Here is a 19,633-nt window from a genome sequence, read left to right as displayed (position 1 = left end):
GGCCCGATCGGGCCTCGGTGCTTCGCCGACTCTCGGCCTGCGGCAGGATGGATGCCACCTGGTACGTACGCGTCACTCACGCTCGTACTGAAGACAACCGCTGGAGACGCCCGGTGAGTTCCCCAGACCCGCAGGTTCGCGGAGCGCGAAACCATTCAACCCCACCCGCGGTGCGCGGGCCCGTCGTCGCGGTCACCGGTGCCGCGACCGGGGTCGGCGCGCTGCTCACCGAGCGGCTCGCCGCGTCCGACGGGATCAAGCAGGTCGTCGCCATCGACGAGCGGCGCGGCGAGTGCGCGGCGGCGCAGTGGCACATCCTCGACGTGCGGGATCCGGCGATCGCGGACAAGCTGCGCGGCGCGGATGTGGTGGTGCATCTGGCGCTCGATCTCGACCTTGGGAGTGACGCGGCCGCCCGTACGGCCTACAACGTGCGGGGGACGCAGACCGTGCTGACCGCCGCGGCGGCGGCCGGGGTGCACCGCGTGGTGCTGTGCACGTCGGCGATGGTCTACGGGGCGCTGCCGGACAACGAGCTGCCGCTGTCGGAGGACGCGGAGCTGCGGGCGACCGCCGAGGCGACCGGAGTGGGCGACCTGCTGGAGATCGAGCGGCTCGCGCGGCGCGCCCCCCGCGCGCATCCCGGGCTCAATGTCACCGTGGTGCGGCCCGCCGTGCTGGTCGGGGGCACCGACACCGCGCTGACCCGGTATTTCGAGTCGCCTCGGCTGCTCGTCGTGGCCGGGTCGCGGCCCGCCTGGCAGTTCTGCCACGTCGAGGACCTGTGCAGTGCGCTGGAGTACGCCGTTCTGGAGAAGGTCGACGGTGAGCTGGCCGTCGGGTGCGACGGATGGCTGGAGCAGGAGGAGGTCGAGGAGCTCAGCGGGATCCGGCGGATGGAACTGCCGTCGGCGGTCGCGCTGGGCGCGGCGGCCCGCCTGCACCGGATCGGGCTCACTCCGTCGCCGGCCGGGGACCTGGCGTACACGATGTACCCCTGGGTGGTGAGCGGGAGCCGACTGCACGACGCCGGGTGGCGGCCGCAGTGGACCAATGAGGAGGTGCTCGCGGAGCTGCTGGAGGAGGTGTCCGGGAGGCACACGGTCGCCGGACGGCGGCTTGGCCGTAAGGACGCCACGGCCGCGGGGGCGGCGGGGGCGACGGTGGCCCTGCTGGGCGCTGCCGCTGTCGTACGGCGGGCTCGGAAGGCCCGGCGGCGGCTGTGAGGCGAGGGGCTCCGCCCCCTGGACCCCCCTGCCCATGTCCACCCACCCCCGACTCGGTCCGCTGAGAGGCGGCCCCGTAGGACACTCCGTACAGCCCCGCGCGCGTGCCAGATGAACGGCGCATTCCGTGTCGTCGGAGGCATGCGGCACGATGGAGTCATGGCACTCACGAACGATCACCCGGGCGAGCAGGCGGCGCAGGACCCCATCAAGCTGATCGCCGTCCGCGACGCCGCGCTCTCCGTGGACGAGGTCTTCCGGGCCGTCGGGGACGACGCCGCGGGCGGGATCGCGCTCTTCGTCGGGACCGTGCGCAATCACGACGGGGGGGCCGACGTCGACGAACTCGGGTACTCCTGCCATCCCAGTGCGGAGGCCGAGATGCGGCGGATCGCCGAGAAGGTGGTCGCGGAGTATCCGGTGCGGGCGCTGGCCGCCGTGCACCGGGTGGGGGATCTCGGAGTGGGCGATCTCGCCGTCGTCGTCGCGGTCGCCTGTCCGCATCGGGGTGAGGCCTTCGAGGCGTGCCGGAAACTGATCGACGACCTCAAGCACGAAGTGCCCATCTGGAAGCACCAGAAGTTCTCCGACGGCTCCGAGGAGTGGGTCGGGGCCTGCTGATTCGCCCACGGTCTCGTCGGGTTGCGTAACCGCACCCCTGGCGTGAGCGTTGTCAGGGCGGATGGTTAATCTGCTGATCAGTCAGTCGCGGACGCTCAAGGGGTTGGGAGGTCGGCATGGCGGCGCTCGCCTGGTTGCTTATTCCGCTTGTGGCTGCGATAGGAGCCGGTCTGTGGGGCAGTTGGGCCAACCGGACCCGGAAGGCACGCGGCGACGGCCCTGAGCTCGACGGGTACGCCCGGTTCCGCGAGGCCATGGAGAGGTCCCACTCCGGTACGTGAGGCGCTGGACCGGGTGCCCTGACGGTGTGCTGACAGAGGCGTCCCGTACTGTCGAGGCATGCCACGCCGCACCGCGACGATGCTCGCCTCCACGCTGATGCTGATCGCGCTCCTGTGCGCGGGAGTGCTCATTCCCGTGCCGTACTCGGAGATGTCCCCGGGTCCGACCGTGAACACCCTCGGGAACCACGACGGCGAGCCGGTGCTGCAGATTTCCGGGCACAAGACCTACGACGCCTCCGGGCACCTCAACATGACCACCGTCCGGGTCACCAGTGCCGACTACAGGATGAACCTCGTCGAGGCCGTCTACGGGTGGCTGGCGCACGACGACAAGGTCGTGCCGCACGACACGCTCTACCCGGACGGCAAGACGGAGGAGCAGTCCACCCAGGAGAACGCCGAGGAGTTCAGCCAGTCCCAGGAGAGCGCCAAGGTCGCGGCGCTGAAGGAGCTCGGCATCCCCGTGAAGTCCTGGGTGATCGTCTCGACGGTCGTCAAGGACTCCCCGGCCCAGGGCAGGCTGCACGCCGGTGACGTGATCAAGGCCGTCGACGGCACGGCGGTCAAGCAGCCGTCCGACGTCGCGAAGCTGGTGACCAGGCACAAGGCCGGTCAGGACGTCGTCTTCACCGTCGTCCCGGCCAAGGAGCAGGCCGCCGCCGAGAAGGAGAACAAGACAGCGACCAAGACCGAGAAGGTCACGATCACCACGGCGACGTCCAGCGACAGCGGGGCCAAGCGGGCCATCGTCGGGATCTCCGCCGGCACGGACCACACCTTCCCGTTCACCATCGACATCAAGCTCGCCGACGTCGGCGGGCCCAGCGCCGGTCTGATGTTCGCCCTCGGGATCTACGACAAGCTCACCCCGGGCAACCTCACCGGCGGCAAGTTCGTCGCCGGCACGGGCACCATCGACGACGAAGGCACCGTCGGACCGATCGGCGGCATCGAGATGAAGACCGTCGGCGCGCGCAACAAGGGCGCCCAGTACTTCCTCACGCCGGCCGAGAACTGCGCGGCAGCCGCGAAGGACACCCCGAGCGGCCTCACACTCGTCAAGGTGAAGACCATCGGTGACGCCCTCGACGCCCTCAAGGACATCCGCAGCGGCAACACCGGCGGACTGACGAAGTGCACGACCAAGGGCTGACCCGCGGAACCGGGTGAGGCGGTACGGAGATGGGGGCGCCCCTGAATCCAGGAGCGCCCCCATCGCCGTACCGGAACCGGAGCCGACTCAGTCCACGAACGTCGCCGACAGCGCCTCCGCCAGGCCGGGCACCAAGTCCGGGCCGGTGAGGACCTCGGTCGGGGTGTCCTTCTCGCGCAGGCGCACCGCCGATTCGCGGGTGCCGTCGCGCAGGACGGCGACCGTCATACGGACCTCCTGGCGCTCGGGGTGGTTCGCCACCCACTTCGCCAGCTTCGCCTCGCTCAGGCCCTGCGGAACCTGGGACTCGGCGGACGGGGGAAGCATCAGGCGCTCCACGGTGAGGGCGCAGCCGGCGACCGCGTCGGGCCAGGCGATGGTGCCGAGGAACTCGTCGAGCGCCTTTTCCGTTGGAATCTCGTCCTGCTCGATCGGGGTGAGACCGGTGGTCTCGGGCTCGTCCTGCAGGCCGAGCTGGGCCGCGAGGGCAGGTTCCTGAACCCGCAGCCGTGCGGTGTCTACGAGGGCGAAGAGGCGAGCGGGCTGGTCCCAGCCGAGGCCGGAGGCGTACTCGTCGATCTCGAGTACGGCCCGGGTGAGCGGGTTCGCTGCCATGGGAGTGTTGGACATGGTCACAATCCTGCCTCGTTCCCGGCCGGAATCGGGAACCGACCAAACCGTGAGTAAGTTGCATAGGTGTGGGCCCGCGATCACGGGGGGCCACGGACGGTCCACGAACACGAGGGCCTGACGGATCAACAGCGAACTTCGAGGTGCGCACCTTGGCTTTCCAGATGCCGGACCGCGGCGGGGGCCCGACGGGGCCGCGGATCAGAGCGGGCCGCCCGTCCCGGCGCGCCCGGACCCTGCTCATGACACTGGGCGTCCTGGCCGTCCTCGGCATGGCGTTCACCATGTTCGCGGGCTTCTGGACGGACTGGCTGTGGTACCGCTCGGTGCACTACTCGTCCGTGTTCACCACCACGCTGTGGACCAAGATCGGGCTCTTCTTCGTCTTCGGGCTGCTGATGGCGGCCGCGGTCGGCTTCAACATCTGGCTCGCGCACCGGATGCGGCCCCCGCTGAGCGCCATGTCCATGGAGCAGCAGAGCCTCGACCGCTACCGGATGGGCATCGCCCCGTACAAGACGTGGCTGCTGCTCGGCATCACCGCGCTGGTGGGCCTCATCGCGGGCGCATCCGCGGCAGGCCAGTGGCGGACCTGGCTGATGTGGGTCAACGGCGTGCCCTTCCACCAGAAGGACCCGCAGTTCCACCTCGACGTCTCCTTCTACGCCTTCGAGCTGCCCTGGTACCGCTTCCTGCTGGGCTTCGGCTTCGCCACCGCGATCCTGTCCCTGATCGCCGCCGCGCTGACCCACTACCTGTACGGCGGGCTGCGCGTGACCAGCCCGGGCGCGCGCGCCACGGCCGCGGCCACCGGGCACCTCTCGGTGCTCCTCGGCATCTTCGTCGCCCTGAAGGCGGTCGCCTACTGGCTCGACCGTTACGGGCTCGCCGTCAAGTCCAGCGACTTCAAGGCGACCGGGAACTGGACGGGCCTCAGATACGTCGACGCGAACGCCTACCTGCCCGCCAAGACGATCCTGTTCTGCATCGCCGTCATCTGCGCGTTGCTGTTCTTCGCCACTCTGTGGCGGCGCACCTGGCAACTGCCCGTCATCGGCTTCGGCCTGATGGTGCTCTCCGCGATCCTCATCGGCGGCCTGTACCCGGCCATCGTCCAGAAGTTCCAGGTCCAGCCCAACGAGCAGGCCAAGGAAGCCCCGTACGTCCAGAAGAACCTCAAGGCGACCCGTGAGGCGTACGGCATCGACGACGCCAAGGTCACCGAGTACGAGGGCAAGAGCACCACCACGGACATGACCAGGCTGCGTGGCGACGTCGACGGCGCGGCGAGCATCCGGATCATGGACCCGAACATCGTCTCGCCGACGTTCCAGCAGCTCCAGCAGATGCGCAACTACTACGGGTTCCCGACCAACCTCGACGTCGACCGGTACCCCACCAAGGACGGCAAGGACCAGGACACCGTCATCGGTCTGCGCGAGCTGAACCTCGACGGCATCCCGAAGAACAACTGGATCAACGACCACTTCCGCTACACCCACGGCTACGGCGTGGTCGCCGCCAAGGGCACCGAGGCCGACTCCGAGGGCCGCCCGGTCTTCACCGAGTACGACCTGCCGTCGCAGGGCGACCTGCCGACGTACCAGCAGCGGATCTACTACGGCGAGAAGACCACCACGTACTCGATCGTCGGCGGTCCCCAGAAGGAGATCGACTACTCCGACGACAGCGGCGAGAAGACCACCAGCTACAAGGCGAAGAGCGGGGTCGACCTCTCCAACCCGATCAACCGGGCCGCGTACGCGGTGGCGTTCAACGAGCCGCAGATCCTCTACTCCGGTGCGATCGGCGAGGGCTCGCGGATCCTGTACAACCGCACGCCCAAGGCGCGCGTCGAGGCGGTCGCCCCTTGGCTGACCATCGACGGCGACGCCTACCCGGCGGTCGTCGACGGCCACATCCAGTGGATCGTGGACGCGTACACGACCACCAACGGGTACCCCTACGCCTCCCGTACGACCCTCGGCGATACGACGGCGGACTCGCTGACCGCCACCAACAACTCACGCGCGGTCGTGGCCCAGCAGAACCAGGTCAACTACATCCGCAACTCGGTGAAGGCGACCGTCGACGCGTACACCGGCGACGTCAAGCTCTACCAGTGGGACACCCAGGACCCGGTGCTGAAGACCTGGATGAAGGCCTTCCCCGGCACAGTGAAGCCGAAGACAGACATCTCCGCCTCGCTGATGGCCCATCTGCGCTACCCGCAGGACCTGTTCAAGGTCCAGCGCGAGCTCCTCACCCGCTACCACGTGACGGACGCGCAGACCTTCCTGACCGGCAGCGAGGTGTGGCAGGTGCCGGACGACCCGACCAACAAGTCGGGCAACGCGGTGCCGCCGTACTACCTGAGCATGAAGATGCCCGACCAGTCCGCGCAGTCGTTCTCGCTGTCGACGACGTTCACGCCCAACGGCCGGGACAACCTCAGCGCCTTCATGTCGGTAGACGCCGAGGCCGGCACGCCCGACTACGGCAAGATCAGAATCCTGAAACTGCCCACGAGCACAACGGTCAACGGGCCCAAACAGGTTCAGAGCCAGTTCAACTCGGAACAGGACATCGCCTCGGCCATCAGCCTGCTGAGCCGCGGTCACTCGGACGTCGAGTACGGCAACCTGCTGGCGGTGCCGCTCGACGGCGGGCTGCTGTACGTGGAACCCGTCTATGTACGCGGTGGCGGGCTCAAGTACCCGCTGCTGCGGAAGGTGCTGGTGAGCTACGGCACCAGCTACGCCTTCGAGGACACGCTCGACAAGGCCCTCGACAAGGTCTTCGGGGTGGATGGTTCGACCAGCACGCCACCGGACAGCGGCACCGGCAACCCGCCGACGTCCGGCGATCCCACCGTCCAGCAGGCGCTGAGCGACGCCCAGAAGGCCTTCGACGCGGGGCAGGAAGCCCTGAAGAAGGGTGACTGGGAGGCGTACGGCCAGGCGCAGAAGGACCTGGAGGACGCGCTGAAGCGGGCCAAGGACGCTCAGTCCAAGGCCGACAAGACCAGCGGCGGCAGCGGCCAGAGCAGTGGCGGCAGCGGCCAGAGCAGCGGCGGAGGCGACAAGAGCGGAACCAAGAGCTGATCAAGCCCGCTTCGCGCCGTGATACGGTTGGCACACAACGGCGCGGGGTGGAGCAGCTCGGTAGCTCGCTGGGCTCATAACCCAGAGGTCGCAGGTTCAAATCCTGTCCCCGCTACTGCAGTCGAAGGCCCGGATCCTCACAGGATCCGGGCCTTCGTGGTGTGCGAACGCATGTACCGGTCGACCACGCCGCCGCGCCGCCGTGGGGAGTTGGCACATCTGTGTTTGACTTGTCTCTCTGTGGGCATGTCGACAAAACGCTGAAGTGACCTCCCGGGCTGCGGTATACCGGGTGTACCGAGGTTGCAGGTGGTGCGACGATGGACGTTATGGGGGACAAGGCAACTCTGTTGGAGACAGGGCGTTTTGCGCAGACTTCTGACCAAGCGCGGCCTTCTGACTTCGTGGAGCCTGCTGACTTTGTGCGGCCTTCCGGCCCGGACGAGCCCGGCGAGGCCGCCGAGGAGGCGCGTCAGCGGCTCGCCGTGGAGGCCGGCGACGTCGAGGCGATGAGTGTCCTCGGCGCCATGTTGCTGCGCCGTGGCGATCTTGACGGAGCCGAGCCGCATCTGCGTGCCGCCACCGCCGTCGGTGACCGTGCCGCCGCGAACAACCTCGGTGTCCTGCTGCATCAGCGCGGATACCCCGAGGAGGCCGCCGGATGGTGGCGGATCGCCGCTGTAGCCGGCTCCGCGGCCGCCGCGCACGCGCTGGGGCGCCATCACCGTGAGCGCGGGGACGAGCCCGCCGCCGAGTACTGGCTGCGGCAGTCCGCCGAACAGGGACATGCGCTGGGCGCGTACGCGCTCGCCGACCTGCTGGAGCACCGTGGGGTCGCCGGTGCCGAGCAGTGGATGCGGGCCGCGGCGGAGCGGGGGCATCGTGAGGCGGCGTACCGGCTGGCGCGCGCGCTCGATCGCAAGGCCGGGTCCGAGGCGGACGCCGGGACTGACAACGGTGTCGCGTCGGTCTTCCTGGAGGAGGCCGAGCAGTGGTACCGGCAGGCCGCCGCGCGCGGGCACCGGCGGGCCGCCCTGCATCTCGGGGCGATCCTGGAGAAGCGGGGCGAGCTCAAGGAGGCCGGGCGCTGGTACCTGACCTCCGCCAAGGACGGGGAGGCGCGGGCCGCCTGCGCGCTCGGGTTCCTGCTGCGTGACGCCGGGGACACCGAGAGTGCCGCCGTGTGGTGGCTGCGGGCCGCGCAGGACGGCGACGGCAACGCGGCCAATGCGCTCGGCGCGCTGCACGCGGAGCGCGGGGAGACGCAGACCGCCGAGCGGTGGTACCGGGCGGCCATGGACGCCGGGGACGACAACGGGGCGTTCAACCTCGGGCTGCTCTGTGCCGAGCAGGGGCGGACCGGGCAGGCCGAGCAGTGGTACCGACGGGCCGCGTACGCCGGGCACCGGGAGGCGGCGAACGCGCTGGCGATCCTGCTGCTGCAGGGGGGTGACGCGACAGGGGCGGAGCCCTGGTTCTCCAAGGCAGCGGAGGCGGGGAGCGTTGACGCCGCGTTCAACCTGGGCATCCTGTACGCCGGGCGGGACACCGAGGAGGACGCCGCGGCCGCGCTGCGGTGGTACGAGCGGGCTGCCGCCGCCGGGCACACGGAGGCGGCGTTGCAGGTCGGTATGGCGCGGCTGCGGGACGGGGACGAGCAGGAGGCGGAGCGGCATCTGCGGTGCGCCGCGGGCGGGGGGAGCGCGGAGGCCGCGTACCGGCTGGCCGCCGTGCTGGACGCGCGACGACCGACGGCGTCCGCGCACGAGCTCGGGGAGTCGGTGCACGAGAAGACCGAGTGCGAGGAGTGGTACGAGCGGGCGGCTTCTCAGGGGCATCGGCGGGCGCAGGTGCGGGTCGGGATGCTGGCCGCGGCTCGGGGTGACGTCGTGGAGGCCGCGCGGTGGTACCGGGAGGCCGCTGAGGCCGGGTCGCGGAACGGGGCGTTCAATCTGGGGCTGCTGTTGGCGCGGGAGGGGAGCGAGCCGGAGGCGGCGGTGTGGTGGACGCGGGCCGCTGACGCCGGGCACGGGCGGGCGGCGCTTCGGCTGGCCCTCGTCTACGCGCGTCGGGGTGAGCTGGCGGAGGGGCAGCGGTGGGCCGACCGGGCGGTGTCGCTGGGGCCGGAGGAGGTCGCGGAGCGGGCGGCTCGGCTGGGGGATGTGCTGCGGGAGGAACTGTCGGCGTGACGGGCGCTGCGCTGGGCTTTGGCGGGGCTTTGCCCACCCGCCCGCCCGACTCGGTCGGCTGAACGGTCCCCTCCTCCTGGGGCTCCGCCCCAGACCCCGGCGGGGCTCTGCCCCCTGCACTCCTGTCTGGGTTCCGCCTCAGGCTCAGGCGAGGCTTCGCCTCAAGCCCGGCGGCGGCTTCGCCCCCTGCACCCCTGTCTGGGTTCCGCCCTGGGCCCTGGCGGGGCTTCGCCTCAGGCTCCGGCAGGGCTCCGTCTCAAGCTCGGCGGCGGCTTCGCACCCTGCACTCTGCCTGGGCTTGGCCCCAAGCCCGGCGGGGGGTCTCGCCCCCGCACCCCTGCCTGGGGTCTGCCGCAGGCTTCGGCGGGGTTCCGTTCCCCCTCTGCCCCAGGCGTCCCGACAAGCGATTTGCCTCTCTCGGCGTCCTTGACGTAATGTTGCGTTCACCGACGCGGGGTGGAGCAGCTCGGTAGCTCGCTGGGCTCATAACCCAGAGGTCGCAGGTTCAAATCCTGTCCCCGCTACTGAAGGCCGAAGGGCCCGGATCGTGAGATCCGGGCCCTTCGGCGTTTTGGGTGTGTTGGGCGTTTCATTGCGCAGCGTGAAGCCCCGGCGCCGTCGGCGGCCGGGGCTTCGGGAAGCGGTTTCAGGCGGACGCGCAGTTGGGGCAGGTGCCCCGGTACGTCACCTCTACGTCCGAGACCATGAAGCCGAAGCGCTCCGAGTCGGGGAGGTCGGCGAGCGGGTTGCCGATCGGGTGGACGTCGCGGATCGCGCCGCACTGGGCGCAGACCAGGTGGTGGTGCGGGCGATGCGCGTTCGGGTCGTACCGCTTCGCGCGCTTGTCCGTACTGACCTCGAGCACCTCGCCCAGGGAGACCAGTTCGCCCAACGTGTTGTAGACGGTTGCCCGGGAGATCTCGGGCAGCTTGGAGACGGCCCTGGCGTGGACCTCGTCGGCCGTCAGATGGACGTGCTCGCCGTCGAGAACCTCGGCCACGACGCGCCGCTGCGCGGTCATCCGCCATCCGCGTTCGCGCAGCCGTTCCAGAAGGTCGCTCATGAGGACCAGCCTAACAGCAGAGTGGCCTAAGTCCCGAATGGGTGTGAGTTTGGAGGTGGGCTTGTTTTGGATTTTGTCTATTGTAGGATCGAGACTGGATTTGGCCAAGCAACAGGAATGGTCGGACATGACGCAGGAGGCGTACGTGACGCAGGGACCGCTCACTACGGAGGCCGGTGCACCGGTGGCCGACAACCAGAACAGCGAGACCGCGGGCGTTGGCGGCCCCGTCCTCGTCCAGGACCAGTTGCTCCTGGAGAAGCTGGCCCATTTCAACCGCGAGCGCATCCCGGAGCGGGTGGTGCATGCCCGCGGCGCGGGTGCGTATGGCACCTTCACGGTGACAGCCGATGTCACGTCCTACACGCGCGCCGCTTTCCTCTCCGAGGTCGGCAAGCAGACCGAGACCTTCCTGCGCTTCTCGACCGTGGCCGGCAACCTGGGTGCCGCGGACGCCGTCCGTGACCCACGAGGCTGGGCGCTGAAGTTCTACACCGAGGAGGGCAACTACGACCTCGTCGGCAACAACACGCCGGTGTTCTTCATCAAGGACGCCATCAAGTTCCCGGACTTCATCCACACCCAGAAGCGCGACCCGTACACGGGCTCCCAGGAAGCCGACAACGTGTGGGACTTCTGGGGGCTGTCGCCCGAGTCCACCCACCAGGTGACCTGGCTGTTCGGCGACCGGGGCATCCCGGCGTCGTACCGTCACATGAACGGCTACGGCTCGCACACCTTCCAGTGGAACAACGAGGCCGGCGAGGTCTTCTGGGTCAAGTACCACTTCAAGACCGACCAGGGCATCAAGAACCTCGGCCAGGCCGAGGCCAACCGGATCGCCGGTGAGGACCCGGACTCGCATCAGCGTGACCTGCGCGAGGCCATCGAGCGCGGCGAGTTTCCGACCTGGACCGTGCAGGTGCAGATCATGCCGGCGGCGGACGCGGCGACGTACCGCTTCAACCCGTTCGACCTCACCAAGGTGTGGCCGCACGCGGACTACCCGCCGATCGAGATCGGCAGGCTGGAGCTCAACCGCAACCCGCAGAACATCTTCGCCGAGGTCGAGCAGAGCATCTTCTCGCCCGCGCACTTCGTGCCGGGCATCGGCCCCTCGCCCGACAAGATGCTCCAGGGCCGCCTCTTCGCGTACGGCGACGCCCACCGCTACCGCGTCGGCATCAACGCCGACCACCTGCCGGTGAACCGTCCGCACGCCACCGAGGCGCGCACCAACTCCCGTGACGGCTTCCTTTACGACGGCCGCCACGGCGGTGCGAAGAACTACGAGCCCAACAGCTTCGGCGGCCCCTTCCAGACGGACCGGCCGCTGTGGCAGTCCACCCCGGTGGCCGGCGGGACCGGCAACCACGCCGCCCCCGTGCACGCCGAGGACGACGACTTCGTCCAGGCGGGCAACCTCTACCGTCTGATGTCCGAGGACGAGAAGGGCCGGCTGATCGAGAACCTGGCGGGCTTCATCGCCAAGGTCTCGCGCGACGACATCGCCGAGCGCGCGATCGACAACTTCCGCCGGGCGGACGACGACTTCGGCAAGCGGCTGGACGCCGCGGTCCAGGCCCTGCGCGGCGGACACACGGGCTGACACGCACCAGCACCGGATCGCTTGCCGTGGCGGCGGGCCGGATCCCCAGGAGGTCGGGGTCCGGCCCGTTCGGCGTGCTCAGAGCGCGGGTGCCGGCTCCCGCGCGGGGGCCCAGCAGCGGATGATGTCGCGGACCGAGACGATTCCGGCGGGCTCGCCGCGGTCCAGGACGATGAGGTGCCGGAAGCCGCCGTGAGCCATGGCGCGGGCCGCCTCCTCCAGGGTCCAGGTGGGGGCCGCGAACACGACGTTGTTGGTGGTGTGGGCATGGGTGCGCTCGGTGTCCGGGTTCTGCCCCAGGCCCACGGAGTTGAGGATGTCGCGTTCGGTGAGGATCCCGATGCCGCCCGCGTCGGGATCGAGGACTATGGCGGCGCCGACCCGACGGGCGGACATCAGGGCGGCGGCTTGGCGGAGGGTGTGTGCTGGGCCGATGGTGAGGACCACCGTGCTCATGGCGTCGCGGACGAGCATGGTCTGGAGCCACCTCCTAAGAATCGCTGAGATAGTTCAGCGATTCACAAATTCACAAGTGGGGGTCCCTTCAGAGTGGCAGGTAAAGCGGGGGTCAACAAGAGGGCGCGCGTGGCCAGATGAGGGCGCGCGAGATCGCCCCATGCCCCTCAGTAGCGCTGGTTGAGATACCCCAGCAACTCGTCGTGCAGCAGGCCGTTCGACGCGGCCGCGTTGCCGCTGTGCGGGCCGGGGCGGCCGTCGAGGCCGGTGAAGGTGCCGCCGGCCTCCGTGACGATGATCGCGTTGGCGGCCATGTCCCAGAGCGACAGCTCAGGTTCGGCGCAGATGTCCACCGAACCCTCGGCGACCATCATGTAGGGCCAGAAGTCGCCGTACGCGCGCGTGCGCCAGACCTCGCGGGTGAGGTCGAGGAAGCCGTTCAGGTGGCCCCGCTCCTCCCAGCCGGAGAGGGAGGAGTACGCGAACGAGGCGTCCGACAGCTTGGCGACTTTGGAGACGTGGATGCGGGACGCAGAGGACAGGCTGCGGCCGGTGAAGGCGCCGTGGCCCTTCGCGGCCCACCAGCGGCGGCCGAGGGCGGGGGCCGAGACGACGCCGACGACCGGGTGGTAGCCGCCCTCGCCCGCCTCCATCAGGGAGATCAGGGTGGCCCAGACGGGGACGCCGCGTACGTAGTTCTTGGTGCCGTCGATCGGGTCGATCACCCAGCGTCGGGGGCCCGTGCCCTCGATGCCGTACTCCTCGCCCAGGACCGCGTCCCTGGGGCGGGCGCGTTGGAGCTGTCCGCGGATGAGCTCCTCGGCGGCCTTGTCCGCTTCGCTCACCGGGGTCATGTCCGGCTTCGTCTCGACCTTCAGGTCGAGTGCCTTGAAACGGGAGGTCGTCGCGGCGTCGGCCGCGTCCGCGAGGACGTGGGCGAGGCGCAGGTCGTCGAGGTAGTCGGGCATGAAACGAACGGTATCCGTCGTGGTCGGTACGCGGCTACAGGGGATCGGTTCGTGGTTACCGGCGAGAGCGTTGCGTGACTGTTCGGGATCGGTTCCGGAGCGTGCGCGGAGCCGCGGCCGGGGGGTGACCCGCGTGCGGTGGCCGAAGGGCGCCCCCCGGTGCCCTCGCAAACCCTTGACAGTGCATTCATGCGCGTCAAATCTGGGCGCAGAGCCGCTCGCCCCAGGGAGGCGATGATGCCTGCAGCGCGGGAATCCCTACTGGACGCCGCGTATTCGGCGCTCGCGTGCCGGCCGTGGTCCGCCGTGCGGATGGTGGACGTGGCCGCGGCGGCCGGGGTGTCCCGGCAGACGTTGTACAACGAGTTCGGGAGCAAGGAGGGGCTGGCCAGGGCGCTGGTGCGCAGGGAGGCCGACGGATACCTCGCGGGGGTGGAGCGCGCCCTCGCCGGCTCCTCCGAGCCCCGCGAGCGGCTCACCGCCGCCGCCGAGTGGACCGCCTCGGCCGCCCGCGGCAACGCCCTGGTGCGCGCCATGCTGACCGGCTGCTGGAGCGAGCGTCTGCCCTCGCCGACGCTCTCCGCCGTGCCCTCCTCCTCGGCCGTACCGGCACAGCGCCGGGCAGACGGCCCGCTGCCGTCGCCCGGCGACTTCGTGCACATCGTGCGGGACCGGGCGGTGGCGGTGCTCGCCGGTCCCGGCGGTGCGCGGGGCGACGGCACCGAGCTGGCCCGGTCCTGTGAGCTCGTCGTACGGCTCGCACTGTCCTGCGTGGCCGCTCCGCCCGGGGAGGGCGGGGTCGCCGAACTGGTCCGTGGCGCCCTGCCCTGGCAGCTGGTCTGACAGAACGTCACCGCGCGCGGGTCGGTACGGCTCGACGGCGAACCCGCCGAACTCAACGCCGAACCCGCCGAACCCGCCCGCCCCGCGGGCAAGGGCGTCCCCGCACGAGTGCTCCGACGGCACACGGCGTCCGTCCCGTGCGTCGACTCCCCGCGCGAGCCGCAACCACCGGCCGGCGAGCCGGAGTTGAAGGAGGATCCACAGGACAGGACAGGGCCGGATAGGAACGGGACGGCCCGGGCAGGTCCTAGCGGGCCGAGCCCGACAGCTGCAGTCCGATCACGCCGATGATGACCAGGCTGATCGACACGATCTTCAATGTCGACACCAGGTCGCCGAGGAAGATCATGCCGTAGATCGCGGTGCCCGCCGCGCCGATGCCGGTCCACACGGCGTAGGCGGGGCCCACGTCCAGCTTCTTCAGGGAGAGGGTCAGCAGGCCGAAGCTGCCGAGCGCGAAGACGCAGAACGCGACGGTGGGCCACAGGCGGGTGAACCCGTGGGAGAGCTTCAGGCACACGGCGAAACCGGTCTCCAGCATTCCGGCCACGATGACCAGCAGCCACGCCATGTGCTGTCCTCCCGTATGTCCGGCTCGGTGCGATTATGCACTTACCGGGCCCGCGTACAGCCAAACACCGCGGTGGTCAGTCGCCTTCCTTGCGCTCCCGGGTCGCCAGCAGCCGGCGCAGCGAGTACAGCCGCGCCGGGTCCGCATGGCCCTCGGCCACCCACTCGTCCAGTGCGCAGTCCGGCTCGTCGTGACTGCACGCGCGCGGGCAGCCCTCGGTGCCCGGCTCCAGGTCGGGGAAGGCGAGGATGACGCGGGACGGGTCGACGTGGGCGAGGCCGAAGGACCGTACGCCCGGGGTGTCGACGACCCAGCCGTCCGCGGCGCTGAGCGGCAGCGCGAGCGCCGACGTCGTGGTGTGGCGGCCGCGGCCCGTCACCGCGTTCACACGGCCCGTCGTACGGCGACGCTCCTCCGGGACCAGCGCGTTGACCAGCGTCGTCTTGCCCACGCCCGAGTGGCCCACGAACGCTGTGACCTTGCCGTCGAGGTGCTCACGGACGCGGTCGGCCGCGTTGCCGTTCTCCAGTTCCTCGCGGCTGGTGACGACATAGGGGATGTCCAGGTCGCCGTAGAGCTCCAGAATCTTGTCCGGTGGGGCCAGATCCGACTTGGTCATGACCAGGAGGGGGTCCAGGCCGCCGTCGTAGGCGGCGACCAGACACCGGTCGATCAGGCGCGGGCGGGGCTCGGGGTCGGCCAGGGCCGTGACGATGGCCAGCTGGTCGGCGTTGGCGACGACCACGCGCTCGTACGGGTCGTCGTCGTCCGCGGTCCGGCGCAGCACCGAGGTGCGCTCCTCGATGCGGACGATGCGGGCGAGGGTGTCCTTCTTGCCGGACAGGTCGCCGACGAGGGCCACCCGGTCGCCGACCACCGCCGCCTTGCGGCCCAGTTCGCGGGCCTTCATCGCCATGATCGGCCGGTCGTCGACGAGGCAGGTCAGGCGGCCCCGGTCCACGGTGAGGACCAGGCCCTCGGCCGCGTCCTCGTGCTTGGGCCGGATGTTCGTCCGGGGTCGGTTGCCCTTGCGGTTCGGGCGGCTGCGGATGTCGTCCTCGTCGGTGTGCTTGCCGTAGCGGCGCATGGCGGTGAGTCCCCTACGCCCTGTCGCTCCCGAGCATCCCGGTCCACATCTCGGGGAAGTCCGGGAGGGTCTTCGCCGTCGTCGCCACGTTCTCGATCTGCACGCCCTCGACCGCCAGGCCGATGATCGCGCCGGCGGTCGCCATGCGGTGGTCCTCGTAGGTGTGGAAGACACCGCCGTGCAGGCGGCGCGGGCGGATGTGCAGGCCGTCGGCGGTCTCGGTGACGTCGCCGCCCAGCTCGTTGATCTCCTTGGTGAGCGCGGCCAGGCGGTCCGTCTCGTGCAGGCGCAGGTGGGCCACGCCCCGCAGGGTGGAGGGGGAGTCCGCGAGGGCGGCGACCGCCGCGATGCCCGGGGTCAGCTCGCCGACGTCGCCCAGGTCGACGTCGATGCCGTGGATCGCGCCGGAGCCGGTGAACTCCAGGCCGTACTCGGTCAGGTGGCAGGAACCGCCCATCTCGGTGAAGATCTCGCGCAGCCGGTCACCCGGCTGGGTCGTCCGGGACGGCCAGTCCGGGACGAGCACCTTGCCGCCGGTCACCAGGGCCGCCGCCAGGAACGGCTGGGCGTTCGACAGGTCCGGCTCGATGGTCAGGTCGCGGCCCAGCAGGGCGCCCGGGGTGACCCGCCAGACGTTCGGCTCGCCGCCCGACTCCGGGGTGTCCACCTGGGCGCCGACCGCGCGCAGCATGTCGACGGTCATCCGGATGTGCGGCATGGAGGGCAGCGAGGCGCCGGTGTGGCGGACCTCGACGCCCTGGTTGAAGCGCGGGCCGGACAGCAGCAGCGCGGACACGAACTGGGACGAGGACGAGGCGTCGATGGACACCGGGCCGCCCTCCAGCGCGCCGCCGCCGTGCACGGTCAGCGGCAGCGCGCCCCGGCCGTCGTCGTCGATCCGGGCGCCGAGCACGCGCAGCGCGTCGATCACACCGTTCAGAGGGCGCTCGTACGACCTCGGGTCGCCGTCGAAGCGGATGGGGCCGTCGGCCAGCGCGGCGACCGGCGGCAGGAAGCGCATGACCGTGCCGGCGTTGCCGACGTCGACCGTGGCCGGGCCGCGCAGGCCTGCGGGGAGCACGCGCCAGGCCTCGCCGGAGCCGTCCGGGCCCCCCGCGACGGAGGAGCTCGAAGACACGGTCTCCTCGATGCCGACGCCCATGGCGCGCAGGGCACCGGCCATCAGCAGCGTGTCGCGGGAGCGCAGCGGGCGGCGCAGCCAGCCGGGCTCGGAGGCGAGGGCGGCGAGCACCAGCGCGCGGTTGGTGACCGACTTGGACCCGGGCACGTGGACCGTCGCGTCGACGGCTCCGCTCGCGTGCGGGGCGGGCCAGAGGGCGGTGTGTGCGGGGTTAACGGTCATGCGCCCCACTTTAGTGGCTGGGGAACAACGGGGATCTTGATCGAAAAGCGGTGAAACCGGAGCGAAACATCGACAGGGTAAATGCCGTGCATATATGTGCGGGCCATCGGCCCCCGGCTGGTCCGGACCTGGCTCAGACCTCCAGCAGCCAGCGCCCCCCGCCGACCAGCGAGCTCAGCGACACCACGTGGAACAGGAACAGCCACATCCCGGCCGGAACGTTCGTGAGCCGGGCCAGCTGGTCCGCGTCCGAGTCCCCGGCGCCGCCGCGTGCCCGCTTGGCCTGCAGCTCGAAGGCCGGGCGCACCCCGCCGAGCAGCAGGAACCACACCACCGCGTAGGCGAACGCCGCCTGCACCTGCGGTCCGGCCAGCCAGGACACCAGCAGGAACGCGCCGCCCGTGAGGATCACGGTCAGCGCACCGTACGCGTTGCGGATCATCACCAGCATGGCCACGAGCAGCGCCGTGGCCAGCCACAGCAGCAGCGTGATGTGCCCGGCCGCCAGCAGCGCGGCTCCGCCCAGGCCCAGCAGCGGGGGAGCGGTGTAGCCGGCCGCCGCGGTCAGGATCATGCCCATGCCGGTGGGCTTGCCCCGGCTGACGGTGAGGCCGCTGGTGTCGGAGTGCAGGCGTATGCCCGTGAGCTGCCGGCCCGTGAGCAGCGCCACCAGGCCGTGGCCACCCTCGTGGGCGATGGTGATGGCGTTGCGCGAGAGGCGCCACACGTTGGGCGGGACCACCGCCGCGACCGCGGCGGCGAGGGTGGCGACCACCACCCAGAGGTCGGGGTCGGGCTGGGTGCCTACGAGACGGTCCCAGAGGTCGGGCAGCGCGGTGGCGGCGGTGCTGTCCATATGTGCAGGTTGCTCCCTCTGGCGGAATCGAAAGGGGTCGGCGCGTAGTGCCGTCGTTGGGGGGTGGTGGTCGGGCGACGGGTGGGCCTGGCAGTGTGGCACGTATGTGCGGACGGTATGCATCCAGTCGTAGGCCCGAGGATCTCGCAGGAGTCTTTGAGATCGAGAAGTGGGAGCCCGAAGAGACCTTGGAGCCGGACTACAACGTGGCCCCGACCAAGGAGGTCTACGCCGTCCTCGACCGTCCGGTGAAAGACGCCGCGGACCCGCGGCCGGTTCGGCAGCTGCGCAGGCTCAGGTGGGGGCTCGTCCCCTCCTGGTCCAAGACCCCCGAGGGCGGCGCCCGGATGATCAACGCGCGTGCCGAGACCGTGCACGAGAAGCCGTCGTACCGCCGCGCCTTCGCCGCCCGGCGCTGCATCGTCCCGGCCGACGGCTACTACGAGTGGGTGACCGGACAGCAGGAGCGGGACCTGGAGGTCGAGGGCAAGAAGAAGCGCCCGCGCAAGCAGCCGTACTTCGTGCTGCCCGCCGACGGGTCGGTCTTCGCCATGGCCGGGCTGTACGAGTTCTGGCGCGACCGCACGCTGCCCGACGACCACCCGCAGGCCTGGTGGGTCACCTGCTCCGTGATCACCACGGAGGCGGAGACGACACCCCTGGCCGTCGCCCCGGCCGAGGGACCGCACTCGCTCGCCGAGATCCACCCCCGGATGCCGCTGATGCTGACGCCGGACCGCTGGGACGCCTGGCTGGACCCCTCCCGCACGGACCCGGAGGACCTGCGGTCCCTGCTGGCACCGCCCCCGGCCGGTCTGATGCGCGCGTACCCGGTCTCCACCGCCGTCAGCAACGTCCGCAACAACGGCCCGGAGCTGCTGAAGGAGCTGGAGGGGCCGGAAGAGAGCACACTCTTCTGACGTGACGACCGAGTCTGACGTGACGACCGAGACCATGGGCACGGAAGCGGGGGACGCCCGTGTCACCTGGCACAAGGCGAAGAAGGCGCGGCTGGTGCTGGCCGTGAGCCATGGCGCCGGTGGCGGCATCGAGGCGCGGGACCTGCAGGCGCTGGCGCAGGTCCTGCCGGGGCACGGGGTGACCGTGGCCCTCGTCGAGCAGCCCTGGCGGGTCGCCGGCAAGAAGGTCGCGCCCGCGCCGAAGACCCTCGACGCCGGGTGGCGCGGGATCTGGCCCACGCTGGCCGAGGAGGGCCTGCCGGTGATCTCCGGTGGGCGGAGCGCCGGTGCCCGCGTCGCGTGCCGCACGGCGACCGAGCTCGGCGCTCACGCCGTGCTCGCCCTCAGCTTCCCGCTCCACCCTCCGGGCAAGCCGGAGAAGTCCCGCGCCGACGAGCTGCTCGGCGCCGGTGTGCCCACGCTCGTCGTACAGGGCGGCAATGACCCCTTCGGGAAGCCGGACGAGTTCCCCGACGGGGACTTCCAGCTGGTCGAGGTGGAGTACGGCGATCACGGGTTCGCCGTACCCAAGCGCGCGGAGATCACCCAGGAGCGGGCGCTGGAGATCATCACCGCCGGTGTCGTGGAGTGGGCCACGTCACTCGGGTGACCCCCGGGAATGTTGCGAGGCGGACCACTGTTGTGCGGGAC

The 19,633-nt window shown here is 70.5% G+C and carries 17 protein-coding genes and 2 tRNA genes; 11 read left to right on the top strand and 8 right to left on the bottom strand.

Going from position 1 to position 19,633, the window contains the following annotated elements; genetic code table 11:
* Positions 1 to 113: 113 nt before the first annotated feature.
* The 3 genes from ACIPSA_RS07990 (at position 114) to ACIPSA_RS07980 (ending at position 3,284) form a co-directional block, all read left to right on the top strand.
* Positions 114 to 1,226 (top strand): SDR family oxidoreductase, encoded by a 1,113-nt coding sequence (locus ACIPSA_RS07990; protein ID WP_402630181.1) that lies wholly within the window; start codon positions 114 to 116, stop codon positions 1,224 to 1,226.
* 159 nt (positions 1,227 to 1,385) lie between these two features.
* A complete protein-coding gene (locus tag ACIPSA_RS07985) occupies positions 1,386 to 1,847 on the top strand; it encodes a molybdenum cofactor biosynthesis protein MoaE (protein WP_402630178.1) in 462 nt (153 codons plus the stop codon).
* A 339-nt stretch (positions 1,848 to 2,186) separates the two neighbouring features.
* Positions 2,187 to 3,284: a PDZ domain-containing protein gene (locus tag ACIPSA_RS07980; protein WP_402630175.1), complete on the top strand. Its 1,098-nt coding sequence runs from the start codon at positions 2,187 to 2,189 to the stop codon at positions 3,282 to 3,284.
* Positions 3,285 to 3,371: 87 nt separating this feature from the next.
* Here the strand turns inward: ACIPSA_RS07980 and ACIPSA_RS07975 are convergent, their stop codons facing one another.
* Positions 3,372 to 3,914 (bottom strand): PPA1309 family protein, encoded by a 543-nt coding sequence (locus tag ACIPSA_RS07975; RefSeq protein WP_402630173.1) that lies wholly within the window; start codon positions 3,912 to 3,914, stop codon positions 3,372 to 3,374.
* A gap of 164 nt (positions 3,915 to 4,078) precedes the next feature.
* Here ACIPSA_RS07975 and ACIPSA_RS07970 point away from each other — a divergent pair, with 164 nt between their 5' ends.
* The 4 genes from ACIPSA_RS07970 to ACIPSA_RS07955 all read left to right on the top strand — a co-directional run bounded on the left by ACIPSA_RS07970 (position 4,079) and on the right by ACIPSA_RS07955 (position 9,731).
* The gene (locus ACIPSA_RS07970; RefSeq protein ID WP_402631694.1) at positions 4,079 to 7,018 is read left to right on the top strand and encodes a UPF0182 family protein; all 2,940 of its coding nucleotides are present in this window, start codon (positions 4,079 to 4,081) and stop codon (positions 7,016 to 7,018) included.
* 41 nt (positions 7,019 to 7,059) lie between these two features.
* Positions 7,060 to 7,133: transfer RNA gene (locus ACIPSA_RS07965), tRNA-Met, on the top strand.
* A 205-nt stretch (positions 7,134 to 7,338) separates the two neighbouring features.
* Positions 7,339 to 9,207 (top strand): tetratricopeptide repeat protein, encoded by a 1,869-nt coding sequence (locus ACIPSA_RS07960; RefSeq protein ID WP_402630171.1) that lies wholly within the window; start codon positions 7,339 to 7,341, stop codon positions 9,205 to 9,207.
* A gap of 450 nt (positions 9,208 to 9,657) precedes the next feature.
* A tRNA-Met gene (locus ACIPSA_RS07955) sits at positions 9,658 to 9,731 on the top strand.
* Between the two features lie 122 nt (positions 9,732 to 9,853).
* On the opposite strand, the gene ACIPSA_RS07950 is transcribed toward ACIPSA_RS07955, so the two are convergent.
* On the bottom strand, positions 9,854 to 10,270 hold the full coding sequence (locus tag ACIPSA_RS07950) for a Fur family transcriptional regulator (RefSeq protein ID WP_402630169.1): 417 nt from the start codon (positions 10,268 to 10,270) through the stop codon (positions 9,854 to 9,856).
* A gap of 127 nt (positions 10,271 to 10,397) precedes the next feature.
* Between ACIPSA_RS07950 and ACIPSA_RS07945 the strand changes: the two genes are divergently transcribed.
* Positions 10,398 to 11,879, top strand: coding sequence for a catalase (locus ACIPSA_RS07945; protein ID WP_402630166.1), 1,482 nt, complete (start codon positions 10,398 to 10,400; stop codon positions 11,877 to 11,879).
* 78 nt (positions 11,880 to 11,957) lie between these two features.
* Here the strand turns inward: ACIPSA_RS07945 and ACIPSA_RS07940 are convergent, their stop codons facing one another.
* Positions 11,958 to 12,353, bottom strand: a complete 396-nt coding sequence (locus ACIPSA_RS07940; RefSeq protein ID WP_402630163.1) for a cyclic nucleotide-binding/CBS domain-containing protein — start codon at positions 12,351 to 12,353, stop codon at positions 11,958 to 11,960.
* 149 nt (positions 12,354 to 12,502) lie between these two features.
* Positions 12,503 to 13,303 (bottom strand): histidinol-phosphatase, encoded by an 801-nt coding sequence (gene hisN / locus ACIPSA_RS07935; protein WP_402630161.1) that lies wholly within the window; start codon positions 13,301 to 13,303, stop codon positions 12,503 to 12,505.
* Between the two features lie 237 nt (positions 13,304 to 13,540).
* On the opposite strand from hisN, the gene ACIPSA_RS07930 reads away from it, so the two are divergent.
* Entirely contained in the window at positions 13,541 to 14,146 is a 606-nt protein-coding gene (locus tag ACIPSA_RS07930; RefSeq protein ID WP_402631691.1) for a TetR/AcrR family transcriptional regulator, read from the top strand.
* Positions 14,147 to 14,393: 247 nt separating this feature from the next.
* Here ACIPSA_RS07930 and ACIPSA_RS07925 read toward each other — a convergent pair whose 3' ends face one another.
* The 4 genes from ACIPSA_RS07925 to ACIPSA_RS07910 all read right to left on the bottom strand — a co-directional run bounded on the left by ACIPSA_RS07925 (position 14,394) and on the right by ACIPSA_RS07910 (position 18,023).
* A complete protein-coding gene (locus ACIPSA_RS07925; RefSeq protein ID WP_402630158.1) occupies positions 14,394 to 14,717 on the bottom strand; it encodes a DMT family transporter in 324 nt (107 codons plus the stop codon).
* A 76-nt stretch (positions 14,718 to 14,793) separates the two neighbouring features.
* Positions 14,794 to 15,804 carry a ribosome small subunit-dependent GTPase A gene (gene rsgA, locus ACIPSA_RS07920; RefSeq protein ID WP_402630155.1) on the bottom strand — a complete coding sequence of 337 codons (1,011 nt, stop codon included), beginning with the start codon at positions 15,802 to 15,804 and terminating at the stop codon, positions 14,794 to 14,796.
* Between the two features lie 13 nt (positions 15,805 to 15,817).
* Positions 15,818 to 17,167: a 3-phosphoshikimate 1-carboxyvinyltransferase gene (aroA, locus tag ACIPSA_RS07915; protein WP_402630152.1), complete on the bottom strand. Its 1,350-nt coding sequence runs from the start codon at positions 17,165 to 17,167 to the stop codon at positions 15,818 to 15,820.
* 133 nt (positions 17,168 to 17,300) lie between these two features.
* Positions 17,301 to 18,023: a M50 family metallopeptidase gene (locus ACIPSA_RS07910; protein WP_402630150.1), complete on the bottom strand. Its 723-nt coding sequence runs from the start codon at positions 18,021 to 18,023 to the stop codon at positions 17,301 to 17,303.
* 104 nt (positions 18,024 to 18,127) lie between these two features.
* On the opposite strand from ACIPSA_RS07910, the gene ACIPSA_RS07905 reads away from it, so the two are divergent.
* Both ACIPSA_RS07905 and ACIPSA_RS07900 read left to right on the top strand, forming a co-directional pair.
* Complete coding sequence (locus ACIPSA_RS07905) at positions 18,128 to 18,943, top strand: SOS response-associated peptidase (RefSeq protein WP_402630147.1); 816 nt, start codon at positions 18,128 to 18,130, stop codon at positions 18,941 to 18,943.
* A gap of 34 nt (positions 18,944 to 18,977) precedes the next feature.
* The gene (locus ACIPSA_RS07900) at positions 18,978 to 19,592 is read left to right on the top strand and encodes an alpha/beta family hydrolase (RefSeq protein WP_402631689.1); all 615 of its coding nucleotides are present in this window, start codon (positions 18,978 to 18,980) and stop codon (positions 19,590 to 19,592) included.
* The last annotated feature ends 41 nt before the right edge of the window (positions 19,593 to 19,633 follow it).

Origin of the sequence: Streptomyces sp. NPDC086549 (genome assembly GCF_044746205.1) — a bacterium.
Lineage (GTDB): Bacteria > Actinomycetota > Actinomycetes > Streptomycetales > Streptomycetaceae > Streptomyces.
This window is presented reverse-complemented; position numbering and strand designations above follow the sequence as displayed.

What these genes read in the sequence shown, in the direction of transcription:
- ACIPSA_RS07940 (WP_402630163.1), bottom strand. Translation starts at nt 12,353, where the DNA reads ATGCTCGTCCGCGACGCCATGAGCACGGTGGTCCTCACCATCGGCCCA.
- ACIPSA_RS07980 (WP_402630175.1), top strand. Translation starts at nt 2,187, where the DNA reads ATGCCACGCCGCACCGCGACGATGCTCGCCTCCACGCTGATGCTGATC.
- ACIPSA_RS07985 (WP_402630178.1), top strand. Translation starts at nt 1,386, where the DNA reads ATGGCACTCACGAACGATCACCCGGGCGAGCAGGCGGCGCAGGACCCC.
- ACIPSA_RS07950 (WP_402630169.1), bottom strand. Translation starts at nt 10,270, where the DNA reads ATGAGCGACCTTCTGGAACGGCTGCGCGAACGCGGATGGCGGATGACC.
- ACIPSA_RS07905 (WP_402630147.1), top strand. Translation starts at nt 18,128, where the DNA reads ATGTGCGGACGGTATGCATCCAGTCGTAGGCCCGAGGATCTCGCAGGA.
- ACIPSA_RS07910 (WP_402630150.1), bottom strand. Translation starts at nt 18,023, where the DNA reads ATGGACAGCACCGCCGCCACCGCGCTGCCCGACCTCTGGGACCGTCTC.
- ACIPSA_RS07975 (WP_402630173.1), bottom strand. Translation starts at nt 3,914, where the DNA reads ATGTCCAACACTCCCATGGCAGCGAACCCGCTCACCCGGGCCGTACTC.
- ACIPSA_RS07945 (WP_402630166.1), top strand. Translation starts at nt 10,398, where the DNA reads ATGACGCAGGAGGCGTACGTGACGCAGGGACCGCTCACTACGGAGGCC.
- rsgA (WP_402630155.1), bottom strand. Translation starts at nt 15,804, where the DNA reads ATGCGCCGCTACGGCAAGCACACCGACGAGGACGACATCCGCAGCCGC.
- ACIPSA_RS07930 (WP_402631691.1), top strand. Translation starts at nt 13,541, where the DNA reads ATGCCTGCAGCGCGGGAATCCCTACTGGACGCCGCGTATTCGGCGCTC.
- ACIPSA_RS07970 (WP_402631694.1), top strand. Translation starts at nt 4,079, where the DNA reads ATGCCGGACCGCGGCGGGGGCCCGACGGGGCCGCGGATCAGAGCGGGC.
- hisN (WP_402630161.1), bottom strand. Translation starts at nt 13,303, where the DNA reads ATGCCCGACTACCTCGACGACCTGCGCCTCGCCCACGTCCTCGCGGAC.
- ACIPSA_RS07960 (WP_402630171.1), top strand. Translation starts at nt 7,339, where the DNA reads ATGGACGTTATGGGGGACAAGGCAACTCTGTTGGAGACAGGGCGTTTT.
- ACIPSA_RS07900 (WP_402631689.1), top strand. Translation starts at nt 18,978, where the DNA reads ATGGGCACGGAAGCGGGGGACGCCCGTGTCACCTGGCACAAGGCGAAG.
- ACIPSA_RS07925 (WP_402630158.1), bottom strand. Translation starts at nt 14,717, where the DNA reads ATGGCGTGGCTGCTGGTCATCGTGGCCGGAATGCTGGAGACCGGTTTC.
- aroA (WP_402630152.1), bottom strand. Translation starts at nt 17,167, where the DNA reads ATGACCGTTAACCCCGCACACACCGCCCTCTGGCCCGCCCCGCACGCG.